The following is a 12,770-nucleotide window of genomic DNA, read 5'->3' on the forward strand; positions in this document are numbered from 1 at the left end:
CAGCTTTCTGTCATCTGATGGCTCAATGCGATTTGCCACTCGGTTTCCCGCAACGGCACGACCGCTCATTGAGAAATGCGAACGAATCGCTGTGTAAGGACTTGTCGGCTTGGTCGTTGGTGGCGCGCACCGTATCCGCGAAGAAGGGACATTTGCGTGCCACAACTGTGGGCTGGAATTGACGCCGGCAAGACTCACCATCACTGCGTCGTCATCGACGAGGACGGGAAGAGGCACATCTCGCGCCGCTTCGCGAACACCGAGGCCGACATCCTCACCCTGCTGGGCGATGTCGCGGAAGCAGCGGACGGGGGCCAACTGCTCTGGGCCACTGACCTCAACCACGGCGGCGCCGGGTTGATGAAGAGCGTCCTCGCTGATCACGGGCAGACGCTCTGCTATATCCCTGGCCGTGTCGTCGCCCACGCGTCGCATGCCTACCGGGGCGAGGCGAAGACGGACGCTAAGGATGCAGCGATCATTGCCGATCAGGCCCGGGTTCGCCGGGACTTGGAGGTCCTCCGTCTTCCGGATGACATCACTGCCGAGTTGAAGATCCTGAGCAACCGCCGTGCCGATCTTGTCCAGGACCGAACCAGAATCATTAATAGGCTCCGGGCCCTGCTGCTGCACTACTTCCCGGGGCTGGAGGGAGCGTTCGATTACGCCGCTACCAAGGGCCCGCTGATTCTGCTGACGCGCTACCAGACCGCGGCAGCGATTCGCGCGTCGGGCCAGGTCCGGATGACGGGGTGGCTGAGGAAGCAGGGCGTTCGCTTGCCGGCGCAGCTGGCGGCGAAGGCGCTCGAGGCCGCCAACGCCCAGCTGACGGTCGTCCATGGCGAAGCAGCAGCAGCGGCACTGGTCGCAAAGATCGCGGCGGACTTGCTTCACCTCCGCGAGGAGCTCCTCCAGCTCGACGGACAAATCGAAGCACGGTTGGCGGAGCACCCCTTCTCGCAGCAGCTGTTGTCGATCCCTGGCTTCGGGAAGCGGCTCGTGGCCGACTTCCTCGCCTCCACCGGCACGGACCTGACGATGTTCGGAACTTCGGCACGGTTCGCTAGTTTCGCCGGCCTCGCGCCCGCGCCACGGGACTCGGGCAAGATCAACGGCAACCATCACAGGCCGCGCCGCTTCGACCGCCGGCTGATGAACGCGTGCTTCCTCTCCGCGTTCATCGCGTCGACAAACTGCCCGGTCTCCGCGGCCTACTACGACCGGAAAAGGCGTGAGGGGAAGACGCACAAGCAGGCCATCATTTCCCTCGCCCGACGGCGAATGAATGTCATCTGGGCGATGCTCCGTGACGGCACAATATTCGACAACGGACACCCTCAACTCAGCTTGACAACCTGATTGAGAATCGCACTGCAGGTCGTCCATCGGGTCGACGGGCACGTAGTACTCGCCGACCCGATCCTCGAGCGCGCTCACGCGGTGACGGGCGGGAGGGTCGTGACGTCGCCGGTCGCGGGACCCTGGGGAACAGGTGGGGCCGCGATGGTGGCGCGAGTCGCGATGGGCGCGGGCGGGACGCCGGCGGCAGGCTGCGACGGGTCGGACGGTGTGACCACGGGAACGGTGGACACGATCGCGGCAGGGATGCTCGCGACGGCCGCGTTCTGGTAGGCGTTCGGCAGACCGTTCTTCAGGATGTCGCCGGCGGCGAGCAGCCCGGACACGACCGCGGACAGCACTGCCGCGGCGGCGATGAGCCCGAGCGTGTTGAGGCTGACGTGCACGACGCCGGTGGTCGCGACGCCGGCGAGGGCGACGCTGCCGAGCACGATCGGCGGCCGGATGACCTGCCAGAACGTGCGGAGGAACGCGACCAGCGCGGCCTCCCGGTTCGCGGGCGGGAAAAGCGTCTTGGCGATGCTCATGACTCTCCTTGGGTTGGTGGTTTCGGTTGCGTCTTCTCGAAGTCGGAGCGCATGGCGGCGTCCGCCTGCTTGAGCAGGTCGATCTCGTCGTACAGGCCCTTCACGCCTTCCTCGACGCGACCGACCGCTTCCTCGGTGCGCACGGCGGAGTCCTTCACGGAGGAGCCGTTGTTGAAGTGCACCTCGTGGTGGATCTCGGCGATCTTCTGGTCCTGGCCGGCGAGCGTCGCGTCCGTGCGCTCGATGAACTTCGGCAGACCCTGCACAGCGTCGACGATGTTCGCGAAGTGGAGGACCGCCTTCGCGAACCGCTTGAGCGCGGGCCACCCCTTCGTGATGAATCGGCGGATGAGCCAGACCGCGAGCACAAGGCCGAGCACCCAGAGCGCGACGTCCCAGGCGGAGACGGTCTTGAGCCACTGCTGCAGCCAGTCGGGGATGTCGGGCAAGGCGTCCCCCTCTCAGGGATCGAGAGGGACTACAGGCCTGCTTGTGCGGCCTGGTTCAGCGGGTGACCGTGACCGTAGTAGCGACCGCCGGGGCCGACGTACGACGGCTCGATGCCGAACACGGACACGAGGCGGACGAACTCGGCGCGCTGCACACCCGGGTTGGCCGGGTCGTACCCGTTGAGGATCGCGGTCGGGTCCTCGGCGAGGTCGCGGGCGATGCCGTCGAAGTCGCTTTGGCTGCCGATCGAGACGAACAGGCTTGGGCCGATGAGAGCGAGCATCCCGTTCAGGTTGCCCATGGTGCCGTTCACGGCGCCCTTGATGAGATAGCTGGATCGCATGTCGATCTCCTTGGTGTTCGGAGCGGGACTGATGGTCGTCACTGTGTGGACGGACGCGGCGGTGACGGATGTCGCCCCGGTGATCACGTCGTAGCCGAGGAAGTCCTCGGTCCACCCGAGGTAGGTGCGCCCGATCTGCCGCGCTCGAGCGGGGATCGACATGACCGCGATCCATCCAGCGCCGGCGCCGTCGGTGCAGATGACGTTGCCGCCGCCGACGGAGATCACGACGTCGCCGGCTGCGTAGTTGGTGTCTCCGGCGTATCGGGGGTGGGTGAGCGCGTCGAAGTAGACCGGGTATCCGGCGGGCGGGTTCAGGTCGCCGGGGTGGCGCCTGGTGGCGTACTGCCATCCGTTGATCGCGTCCGGGTACTGTCCCGCGTGCGGCCCGATGGATGGGTGCGAACCGTACGCCTGCCAGCACGTGTTCAGACACGATCCGGGGACGTTGGTCACCTTCGCGCGCATCCACGCGACGGCCGTGTCACCGTTCAGAGTCGGCATGGTCGCTCCTATCGCAGGGGTTCGAGCAAGCGGACGTGGAAGAACGACGCAGCGAGGATCGAGTTGTTCCATTGCGCGGCAGCCGAGGGGAGGATCGCGAGAGCGAGCGTGTCGTTCGCCGCCAGCCGCACCCGTGCGGAGAGATTGAGGACGGTGAACGAGTTCGTTCCCGAACCGGACCCGCCACCGACCATTCCCGTGTTATCTGCGGTGGTGCTGTTCTTCTTCACGATCAGGTCACCGGAGACCGTTGCGTCCAACAGAACCGCGGCCGTTACCTCGTACAGGCCAGCGGTCGCGACCGTGATGACACCGTTCGTTTGGGTGACGCCCTGAGCAGGGTGATCGACGGCCCACAGTCCAGCCGTGTTGAGGACGGTCCAAGCGCCCGCACCGAATATTCCCGCCGTGCCCGCCCGGATGATCTTGACGCCGTCGGCGGCGGTGCCGCCGCGGACCCACGACCCGCCGGTGAAGCGGTAGAGCTGCCCGTCGGTGATGTCCGACCACCAGAGCCCCTCCCAGAACGGGATCGGATTGAAGGGGGCGGGAAGGGTCGGGGCATTCCTCTGCGTAGTGGTGCCGACGACGATGTTGCCGACGAGCGCGGCATAGTTGCCGAGCTCGGACATGTCGGCGGCGTCCGCCGGGACACCGCTGGTCGAATACTGCGGCTGCCCGTGGGAGCCTTGGCTATCGCGTGCCATGTGGTGCCTCGATTCAGTAGACGGAGGTGATGCGCAGCCGGCCGGAGAAGCCGTCCTGTGCGAGCGAAGAGAGGATGTTGTTGCCACCGTGGTTCAGGCCGATGCCGTACGCGCCGCCGCCGGCCTTGAGGGCGTTACCGATGGCGATGCCGGCGGCGCCGAGATCGACCCATCCGCCGCGGATGCCGACCGCGCCGACGGTCGAGAGCGTGGGGGAGCCGCCCGGTTTCGTCGCGTAGGCGTGGGTGGCGAAGTTCGGCGCGGAGCCGATGATCTGTGACGCCGGCGGGATGTACACCTCGACGCGCTGGATGACAGCCGAGCCCGGTACGGTGTCCGGGATCTTCGTGCCGTAGAACCAGGCGCCGAGGTTCGAGTCGGAGCCCCACACCTGGGGCGTCCACCACCGGCCCGACCCGTAAGAGCCGGAGTCGATCGCGGGGAACTCGTCAGCGTGGGTGCCGGTGGCGGCGCCCGGCGTGCCCGGGACCGGGTTCGCGGTCGGCGAGGTGGACATCAGCATCGCGAACGGGCCGCCGTGCCACAGCAGTTTCATCACCTGCCCGGCCGACGGGGTGGCGCCGGAGTACGGTGCAGCGATGGTGGTGCCGAGCGGGGTCAGCAGGGTCACGAGACCGCCGGAGATGGACTGTACGGTGCCACGGTCGGGCTTCGCGGTCGCCGGGCCCATGAGGAAGAACTGCTTCCCGATGTTCCACACCCAGACGATCTCGTTGACGTCCGGCATGAAGCTCGTGCCGAAGAGCGCCGGGATGCGGTTGCCGCCGATGTCGATGAGGCACCCGGTGGTGGAGGCGGATACGAACGCGCCCTGCAGGATGCGGACCTTCGGCCGTCCCGCGAGTGCGCGGTTGAGAGCGTCGGACTCGCCGGTCATTGGTTCACCGCCACGGTTAGGGTCTGGGTCGCGCCGGAGTCCCGGCGGATGTCGGTGACCCGGCAGGTGAACGAACCGCCGAGACGGTTCACGGTGAGCACGTCGCCGACCTCGCGGAGCGGATTGAACAGCTCCACGAGGTCGTAGGTGATCGACCGCAGCTTCGACACGCGCGGGAGCATCTGGTTCGCGTACGCCTGGGCCTGCGCCTGCGTCGTGATGAGCTGGGACTGCACGTAGTACGGGCGTCGGCGGTACGGGGAGAGGCTGCCGTCGGCGTTCCTGGTGCGCAGCTGCCCGTCAGGGACCTCAGCAGATGCGAGGACGATGGTCTGCCCGGCCGGGTCGGTGCCGCGCACCACGACCGCGTTGTAGACGTTGTCGTTCGCGAGGTGCGGGACGACGTCGACGAGGGTCCCTGCTGGGTCGATGTCGGCGCTGTTGAGCACGTCGACGGGGTTCGGCCATGCGTTCGGGCGCATCGACGCGGTCCCGTCGGGGGTGACGTACGCGACCGCGTCGAGCACCGTCGAGAGGTCGTAGCAGGCTTGCAGCTTGTCCTCCGCGTAGGCGATCGACGCCGGGATCGGCGCGTCCGTGACCGTGCGTGTGAGGGGGAAACCAGTGAGGCGCTGGTACTCCTTCCAGACGCTCGTCAGGTCTGGAGGGGCGCCGGGGGTGTCGAATCGGTCGCCCTGCACCCCGTAGAAGAGATCCTTCAGGGTGAGGTCGATCCGGTCACCCTTCGCCACCGGGACGCCGTTCAGCAGGAACCGGGTGGTGCGGATCGACGGCGCCTCGGCGATCAGGTAGGTGCCGAGCAGCACCCGCTCGCTCAGCGCCGGGCCGGCCTCGATAATGCAGTAGACGATCAGCTGCGACCCGAACGGGGCGAGCACGTCGCCGACCTTCGCCGGGGCGATGCTGTCGCCGAAATCGCCCTGGTAGATGACCGTGCAGGAGCCGGTGAACTGGATCTGCGCGGACCCGGAGTCTGTGAAGGACGGCGCTGTGATTGGGAGGTCCTGGAGCACCCGGGTGCCGTTGAAGACGACGTCGGCGGTGTACCGCTTGTCGAATGAGCCTCCGAGGGCGCTCTTCAGAGCGGTGGACCCGTACCTCATCCGGCGAGACCTGCCTTCGTGTAGTCGGCGTCGCGGGCGCCGCGGGTGGCGTACGCCGCTGCACGCGCGGCGCGGGTGGCGAATGCGGCGTCGATGTCTTTGCGGCGCAGCAGCGGGAGGATGAGCCCGGGCGCGGGTGGGGCGACCTCGTCAACGGTCATCTGCCAGACGATGAGACGGTTGATGCCAGCGACGACCTCGTGAGGACTGGTGCACGCCGCGAACAGCAGCCGCGGGATGCGTGGTGCCGGGCCAGGGGTGCGGATGCACAGCACGGAGGGGAAGTCCGTCGTGTAGTCGCCGAACATCTTCGCGAACGTGTCGGAGTCGGAGGTCGACGCGAGCTTGATGTTCAACTGTGTGCCGGAGAGGCCGCGACGGCGACCGCTGATGAGGCGGCCGACCGTCGCGCCCTCTGGCCACTCAGTGCTGCCAGGGGCCGGGCGGACAAAGTCGTTCGCGGAGTCCATCGTGACTTTGCCCGTGACAGCCAGGGCGGGCGACAACGGCTGATGAATCCACGACCTCGTCACGCTCAGAGTGACGGTGGCCGTGTCGGTGAACCCGAGCGAGGCGCCGTTCGAGTCGAACTGCTCCGCCTGGTACGCGGCCGGGACCCCGAACGGGCACTCGAAGTCCATCACCTGTGCACCGCCGACGGCGAACAGATTGACGCCGCCGCGGACCCGGAACTGGCGCCCTTCCGCCGTGCGGTAGACGTTGATCGTCTGCGTGCCGGCCGCGAGGGACGAGAAGACGACCAGCACGCGCGGGCACGGGCTCGCGTCGGTCGACGCTGTGAGAGCGGGTGCGAACGGCATCAGAGAGCTACCTCCTGGATGCCGGCTTGGATGCCGGCCTTCTGTCGCTGGTTGTTCGCCCGAACCCGGATGTCGATCAGGTCAGACAGCGTCATCCCGGTCTTGTTGATCACCTCGACCGTGATGTTCTGCTGGCCGCCCACGCTCGCGAGCGCGCGCGCTGGGTCGTCGTTGTACGCCTTCATGAACTGCGGGTCGTAGCTGGCCGACTTCTCCTTGACGACGAACTCGCCCGGGCTGAGGACCGCGGGAATCGTGTCGGTGCCGCGCGACCGCCAGCCGAAGCCGCCCGTCGCGAGGTACTGCGCGCCCGCCGGCCCACCGGATGCCTGCGCCGCGAGGTGCCCCGCGGTCGGCATCGTGCCGGTCGTGACGATGTGGACCTGCGCCGTCCAGTCGCGAGCGATCTGGTCGAGCGACGCCTTGAGCGCGTCCGCCTTCGCCTTCGCAGCGTCAGCGTCCAGCTCGGCCCTCGTCTTCACGACAGGAGGCACCGCGTAGTACTTATCGATCAGCGCCTGGATCGCCGGCGTGAGTTCTCCGGTCGCCCTGAGCTGGTCGATCAGGGCCTGCCTCGACGCAGCGAACGCCGCAGTCCCGGCCTGGGTAGACCCGGTCTGCTTCGCGATCGCCTCGGCCGCCTGCTGGTCGGCTTGCACCTTCTGCTGCAGGGCCTGCTGGTTCGCGACTGCGGCCTTCGTGTTCCCGTCGACCACTGGCCCGTTCTGCTTGAGCGAGTCGAGCAGAGTGTTCGCCGCGGCAGCGGCACCCGTCTGGGCTTGGGCGACGTCGAGGGTGCCGCCGTTCAACAGAGTGAAGGCGTTCGTCAGCAGTGTCGCGGCATCGTTCTCGAACTGGAGCTGCCGAGTTGTCGCGGCGGCCTGGTCCGCGTTCTGCTTCTGCGCAGCCTCGGCGGCGAGCATCTGCGGCACGGAGATCCCGTACGTCGCCGCGAGCTGCTGCGCCGCGTTGAGCTGGTCCCTGGTCGAGATCGTCGCCTGCCCCTGAGCCTGCGCGACGTCGTTGTACGCCTTGATCGTGTTCGTGATCGAGTCGTGCGTGTCCTGCAGGATCGGGAGGAGCTGCATGGCGGCTTTCGCCTGGTCGGTGTACGTCGTCACGACGGCCTTGCCTGCGGCGTGGACCTTCGTGCCCTCCTGGATCTGCTCCTTGAGGCTGGCGATGAGTTTCTGCCGCGCGATGTCGTCGGTCGTGGTGGCCGCGGTGAGCTCCTGCGTGGAGATCTTGAGCTGCTTCGCGAGGGCGAGCGCGCCGGACTTCTGGAGGTTGTCGGCGGCCTGCTTCTCGACGCTCTGGCCCATCACGCCGTTGTCCTGCTGGACGGCAGCCGTGTAGTCCTGCGTGGCCTTCGTGGCGTCGCCGGCGGCGGTCGCGATGCCGACGAGCCCGATGGCGAGCAGCGATGCGGCGCCGATGATCCACCCGACCGGGCCGGACGCGATGTCCGCCGCGAGGCCGACCGCGCCGAGACGCCACGCGACGTTCTCCAGGATGGGAGAAATCGCCTGCCACTTCATGAACATGAGGAAGGCGGCGACTGCGCCGGCGACGATCGGCGGCAGAGCCGGACCGAGCATCCCGAGCAGGGTCATCAGGTTGCCGAGGAGCGTGATGACGCCGAGGAGCACGGGGCCGAGCGGCGAGAACGCCTGGATCAGCGAGAGCACGCCGTGAAGCAGCGAGCCGAGGGCCTGGGTGACCTGCGGCAGCGCCACGATGGCGTCCTGGGTGAACTGGCGGAGGCCGCCGTCGCGGGTCCAGTGGGTGAACCCTGCGGCGAGCTGCTGCACGTAGAACCCTGCCTGCAAGAACAGTGGATTCATGATCCGCAGTGCGGTGATGACCCCCGTCGTGAGAATGCCTCCCGCGGTGCCGAGCTCGCTCGAGAAGAGCCGGATCTCGCTGTTGAGGGCGGGCATACTGTCGTTGATCAGCGCGAGGGACCGGTCGAAGCCGTCGAGGACGCCGTTCGCGGCGGTCGACTCCAGCTGCTGGAGGTCGGCCTTGATCATCTGGATGCCGGCGGCGTACTCGTTGCCCGCGGCGGTGCCGTCCGCCATCTCGTTCTTGATGCCGAGGATGGCGAGGACGCCGGCGGCGCCGAGACCGGCCATGCCGCCGGCGAGGCCGACGGTGGCACCGGCGAGCTGCGACATCATCGGGATGGCGACCGCCACTCCGGCGACGATCATGCCCATGAAACCGATGGAGTTCTGCCGGGACTGGTTCGCCTTGTCGTTCGCGTTCCGGTCGGCCTCGACCGCGGCGGCCTCGCGCAGCGCCGCGACGGTGCTGCGGTCGGCAGCCTCGGCTTGCTGAGCCTTCGCTATCGCGAGGGCTTCCTCGGAGGCGGTCGCGCGCTGGTTGGCCGCGTCGAGACGCTGCTGAGCAACCGTGTTCGCCAGAACAGCAGCTGCGACCTCGCGCTCAGTGCGGCCTCGCTTGGTCTCGACCTCGTCCAGGCGCATCGCCGAGAGCTGGGCGCGCGCGTACGCGACGTCCGCGGCCTGCTCGGCTGCGTTGAGGCGGTTCTGCGCGGCGGTGACCTGATCGATCTTGGCCACGCCGGAGCCGCCGTTCGAGCCGACGTTGCCGAGGCTCTTCTCGGCTGCGCGGACCGCTGCGAGGTTGGCCTGAGCCTCGGCAACGTCGGCGTGCACCTTGATCGTCGGGTCTGCGCGGCCGAGCTCGCGTGCGCGCGTCTCGGCCGCGTTGAGGGTCTCGTTCCAGTCCGAGTCGTTCAGCCGCAGGTACGCGACGATCGATCCTTCAGTTGTGGGTCCCTCGGACATGGCGCTCCCGTCACAGGTCGAACGTCGGTTCCTCCTCGGCGGGAGGCTCGGGCGGTGGAGCGAATCGGCGTCGGAGCGCGGTGTCGTTGCTCATCAGGTAGCGGAGACGGCCGTAGAACCACTTCCACGACCGCGTGTGCATCACCTCGACGAGGTCGCAACCGAAGACGGCGTGGAAGCAGGCGTCGACGAGTGCCCACTCCTCGAGGACCTGGGCGACGGTCCAATCGAAGTAGTTGCCGCCGGCGGCGGTCAGCTCTTCCGGGACGTCTTCGTACCACTCCCAGTCGCCCGTCGCCGCGTCGTACGAGCCGCGGCCGGAGGGGTCATCGCGGCCGCCGTGAGCGCGGCGCGGGCCTCGTCCACCTTCCGGCTCATCCCTTTTGGGTCGCCACCGGTCTCCCAGAAGATCTCGGCCGCGGCACGGCCGGTCTGGTAGTCCACGAGCGCAGTCTGCGCCGCGAGCGCGACGGCGAGCGACGGCACGTTGTCGGCGATCATCTCTTCCAGCGCGGTGCCGAGCGTGATGCGCCGGAACTCGTCGTTCGTCAGCGGCTGCTCGGTCGACTTTGGGTCGATGTTCGCGGCGAGGCGGATGCCGTCGGCGATACCGATCGACGGGACGGTGTACTTCTTGCCGGCGATCGGGAGCACGAGCGGCTCGACGATCTCCTCGAATTCCTTGAATGCCACGGGGGTCTCCTGGGTTCTGGGTCACTGGGTGGTCTGGGTGATGGTGGGGCGACGGCCGGACCCAGTACCGGCCGCCGCCCCAGTCGTTACGCCCCGCGCGTGTACGCGAACGCGGCCGAGGTGCCCGCGGTCGTCGCGACGGTGATCGGCGCGGAGCCGGCCGCGGCGGTCGGGAGGACAGCCTCGATGAGGGAGTCCGAGATGACGTCGATCGCGGTGGCCGCGTTCGCGCCGAACTTGACCTGCGCGGCGGTCGTGCCGGTGAAGTACGCGCCGGTGATGCGGACGATGCCGCCCGAGCCGACCCCCGACGGGGTCGCGGCGGTGATCACGGGCGCCGGGTTGCCGGCGGCGACCGGGTTCGTGATCGCGGTCACCGTGCCGTCACCGCGGAAGGTCACGGTGACCTCCTCGATGTCGGCCGCCGCGGTCTTCGACGCGGTCCAGTCGACGATGGCGTACATCTGCCACGCCTCGGGGCCGTTGTTCCGGTCGTACCAGCGCACGTAGAGGCGCGCGGCGGTCTGGAACTGGTACTGGCCAGCGACGCGGGCGAGCTCCTGGCCGGGCGACACCGTGTTGCCGGCGTTCAGGATGTGACGGATCTTCGCGACGAGCGACGCGGCAGTGACGGTCTTCTCGACCGTCTCGAAGCCGTTCGTGTCGAAGTCCGTCGTCGAGACGATGGTCGGGTTCTCCTTGGGCGCGAGGTCCTGGATGCCGAGGAACGGGAGCCAGGTCACGCCGTCGGTGGAGACGTCGACCTTGAACCGACGAGCGAGCTGAGAGCTCATGGATGCCTCCTAGGGCGGGTGGGAATGCGAAACCCCCCACCGGTCGGCAGGGGGTCGAGGATGCGGGACCCTGGGTTAGTCCCACGCACCGCCCTCGGGGCGGAGGATCGTGGGGGCCTCGTCGACGTCGACGAGGAACTTCGTGGACCACTGGCCGCGTTCGGACTCGTCGGCGTCGAGGTCGACCGAACCGGCGAACCGCACCTGGAGGACATGGGTCGCCCCGAACCACACCTCGGTGAGGCCGAGGAGCGCGCCGACAACGGCGTCGGTGAGGTTCGAGGCGTCGGCAGCATCGTTTGGGAGGCCGCGGGTGAGCGCCTGCATCAGGTACGTGGTGAGCGGGGAGACGACATCGGCGTTCGTGCGCATCAGCCGCAGCGCGACAGCGCGGTCTGGTCCCGCGGGGAGCTTGGCGCGCACGATGGCGGTGCTGCCATCCGCGTAGGGCACCCTCGGGTCGCCGTTGTAGATGCCCACGCTCGCGGTCTGGAGGAGTCCGGCGAACCCGGTGAAGAGATCCTCCGTGGTCGCCATCAGAGCCCCAATCGTTCGCGGATGATGTCGATCGCGGTGTCCGCGTCGGTGAGCATCGGACGGATGAGGAAGAACGACTCGCCGTGCGTGTGCGTCAGCGGCGCGCCGTATGTCGCGGGGCGGCGGAAGTACACGCCCTCGTGCTGGTACAGCGCGTACGGGCCCGGGTAGAACAGGTGCGCGACGTGCTCGTGCGACCCGACGGCCGCGCCGTCGACATAGCCGAGACCGACGTCGCCGGAGCCAGCGAGCTCACCCGTCTCGATGGGCACGAGCGGCGTCACCTGCCCGTGCATGAACGACATCCCAGCGAGCACAGCCTCCTCGGCCTTCGTGGCCATCTCGGCTTTCAGCTCGTCGAAGTGCAGATCGAAATGCCACTCGATGCCCACAACGCCTCCTAGGTGAGGGAGACCGCCACGTGGTCGGGAAGGTCGAGGTCGCCGGAGTCGTTGGCGTTGACCTTGATCACGAGCGCGGCACGCGAGGGGGTGATGTCGTCCTCGTCGGCGTCGTTGACGACGGTCACGCGGGACTTCTCGACGAAGAGTGCTGCGTTGTCGATCGACGTGTAGAGGGTGGTCTCGGAGACCACCTGGTCGCCCTTGCCGTTGCGGACGAGCTTGCGGGCGTCGTCGGCGAACACGCCGTTCGGTGGTGTGTTGGTCGGGGAGAGCAGCACGGCCGGCGCGTACACAGAGCCGTTGCTGCCCTCGCCGAGGTACTTCTCGACGCGTACGCTGTGGACGAAGAACTCGTCGAGGTCGTGCGCGCTCATCCGATGACCCAGACGGCGTTCTTCGCGAGCCTCGCCTGCCGGAGGATCAGAAGGGCGTCGGGCACGAGACCCTCGGCGGCGCGTTTCTTCGCCGCGGCGGCTGCCTGCGCGTCCGTGGTGGCGAACGTGATGCGTGCCGTGCCGATGCTCTTGGACTCCTTAACCGACGCGACGACGGCGCCGCCGGCGAGCGGGTCGACACCGAGTGCGATCAAGGCTGCGGCCTGGCAGCAGGTGGCGTCGTTGAACGCCTGAAGTTTGGCGGCGTCGGTGGGGAGGCCGTTGTTGTCGACTGCGTAGTAGTCGAGCTCGGTGGCCTCCCGCACCTGATTGGACGCCTTGCGCAGGTAGGGCGCGATATTCGCGGGCGCAGCGGTGCCGGTCCACGCGGCATAGTCGTCGTTCGTGGCGTAGACCGGCAT

The 12,770-nt window shown here is 68.0% G+C and carries 15 protein-coding genes; 1 reads left to right on the forward strand and 14 read right to left on the reverse strand.

The features are described 5' to 3' along the window. Nucleotides 1–156 precede the first annotated feature (156 nt). A complete protein-coding gene (locus JNB50_RS13110; RefSeq protein WP_208040574.1) occupies nucleotides 157–1,359 on the forward strand; it encodes an IS110 family transposase in 1,203 nt (400 codons plus the stop codon). Between the two features lie 74 nt (nucleotides 1,360–1,433). Here the strand turns inward: JNB50_RS13110 and JNB50_RS13115 are convergent, their stop codons facing one another. The 14 genes from JNB50_RS13115 to JNB50_RS13180 all read right to left on the reverse strand — a co-directional run bounded on the left by JNB50_RS13115 (nucleotide 1,434) and on the right by JNB50_RS13180 (nucleotide 12,770). Then, entirely contained in the window at nucleotides 1,434–1,886 is a 453-nt protein-coding gene (locus JNB50_RS13115) for a hypothetical protein (protein WP_208040575.1), read from the reverse strand. Next, complete coding sequence (locus tag JNB50_RS13120) at nucleotides 1,883–2,335, reverse strand: hypothetical protein (protein ID WP_208040576.1); 453 nt, start codon at nucleotides 2,333–2,335, stop codon at nucleotides 1,883–1,885. The genes JNB50_RS13115 and JNB50_RS13120 overlap by 4 nt, the downstream gene beginning before the upstream one ends. A 29-nt stretch (nucleotides 2,336–2,364) precedes the next feature. After that, a complete protein-coding gene (locus JNB50_RS13125) occupies nucleotides 2,365–3,183 on the reverse strand; it encodes a hypothetical protein (protein ID WP_208040577.1) in 819 nt (272 codons plus the stop codon). 8 nt (nucleotides 3,184–3,191) lie between these two features. After that, the gene (locus tag JNB50_RS13130; RefSeq protein WP_208040578.1) at nucleotides 3,192–3,890 is read right to left on the reverse strand and encodes a hypothetical protein; all 699 of its coding nucleotides are present in this window, start codon (nucleotides 3,888–3,890) and stop codon (nucleotides 3,192–3,194) included. A 13-nt stretch (nucleotides 3,891–3,903) separates the two neighbouring features. Further along, nucleotides 3,904–4,788 carry a hypothetical protein gene (locus JNB50_RS13135; RefSeq protein ID WP_208040579.1) on the reverse strand — a complete coding sequence of 295 codons (885 nt, stop codon included), beginning with the start codon at nucleotides 4,786–4,788 and terminating at the stop codon, nucleotides 3,904–3,906. Continuing rightward, nucleotides 4,785–5,912, reverse strand: coding sequence for a hypothetical protein (locus tag JNB50_RS13140; RefSeq protein WP_208040580.1), 1,128 nt, complete (start codon nucleotides 5,910–5,912; stop codon nucleotides 4,785–4,787). The genes JNB50_RS13135 and JNB50_RS13140 overlap by 4 nt, the downstream gene beginning before the upstream one ends. After that, the gene (locus tag JNB50_RS13145) at nucleotides 5,909–6,733 is read right to left on the reverse strand and encodes a hypothetical protein (protein ID WP_208040581.1); all 825 of its coding nucleotides are present in this window, start codon (nucleotides 6,731–6,733) and stop codon (nucleotides 5,909–5,911) included. The genes JNB50_RS13140 and JNB50_RS13145 overlap by 4 nt, the downstream gene beginning before the upstream one ends. Next, the gene (locus JNB50_RS13150; protein WP_208040582.1) at nucleotides 6,733–9,546 is read right to left on the reverse strand and encodes a hypothetical protein; all 2,814 of its coding nucleotides are present in this window, start codon (nucleotides 9,544–9,546) and stop codon (nucleotides 6,733–6,735) included. The genes JNB50_RS13145 and JNB50_RS13150 overlap by 1 nt, the downstream gene beginning before the upstream one ends. A gap of 252 nt (nucleotides 9,547–9,798) precedes the next feature. Next, complete coding sequence (locus JNB50_RS13155; protein ID WP_208040583.1) at nucleotides 9,799–10,239, reverse strand: hypothetical protein; 441 nt, start codon at nucleotides 10,237–10,239, stop codon at nucleotides 9,799–9,801. An 86-nt stretch (nucleotides 10,240–10,325) separates the two neighbouring features. Next, nucleotides 10,326–11,033: a phage tail tube protein gene (locus JNB50_RS13160; RefSeq protein WP_208040584.1), complete on the reverse strand. Its 708-nt coding sequence runs from the start codon at nucleotides 11,031–11,033 to the stop codon at nucleotides 10,326–10,328. 75 nt (nucleotides 11,034–11,108) lie between these two features. Next, entirely contained in the window at nucleotides 11,109–11,570 is a 462-nt protein-coding gene (locus tag JNB50_RS13165; RefSeq protein WP_208040585.1) for a minor capsid protein, read from the reverse strand. Beyond that, complete coding sequence (locus JNB50_RS13170) at nucleotides 11,570–11,962, reverse strand: hypothetical protein (protein WP_208040586.1); 393 nt, start codon at nucleotides 11,960–11,962, stop codon at nucleotides 11,570–11,572. The genes JNB50_RS13165 and JNB50_RS13170 overlap by 1 nt, the downstream gene beginning before the upstream one ends. Nucleotides 11,963–11,970: 8 nt before the next feature. Further along, nucleotides 11,971–12,348, reverse strand: a complete 378-nt coding sequence (locus JNB50_RS13175; RefSeq protein ID WP_208040587.1) for a hypothetical protein — start codon at nucleotides 12,346–12,348, stop codon at nucleotides 11,971–11,973. Further along, nucleotides 12,345–12,770 carry a hypothetical protein gene (locus tag JNB50_RS13180; RefSeq protein WP_208040588.1) on the reverse strand — a complete coding sequence of 142 codons (426 nt, stop codon included), beginning with the start codon at nucleotides 12,768–12,770 and terminating at the stop codon, nucleotides 12,345–12,347. The genes JNB50_RS13175 and JNB50_RS13180 overlap by 4 nt, the downstream gene beginning before the upstream one ends.

The organism is Leifsonia sp. TF02-11, assembly GCF_017565305.1.
In the GTDB taxonomy this organism is placed as follows: Bacteria; Actinomycetota; Actinomycetes; order Actinomycetales; family Microbacteriaceae; genus Leifsonia.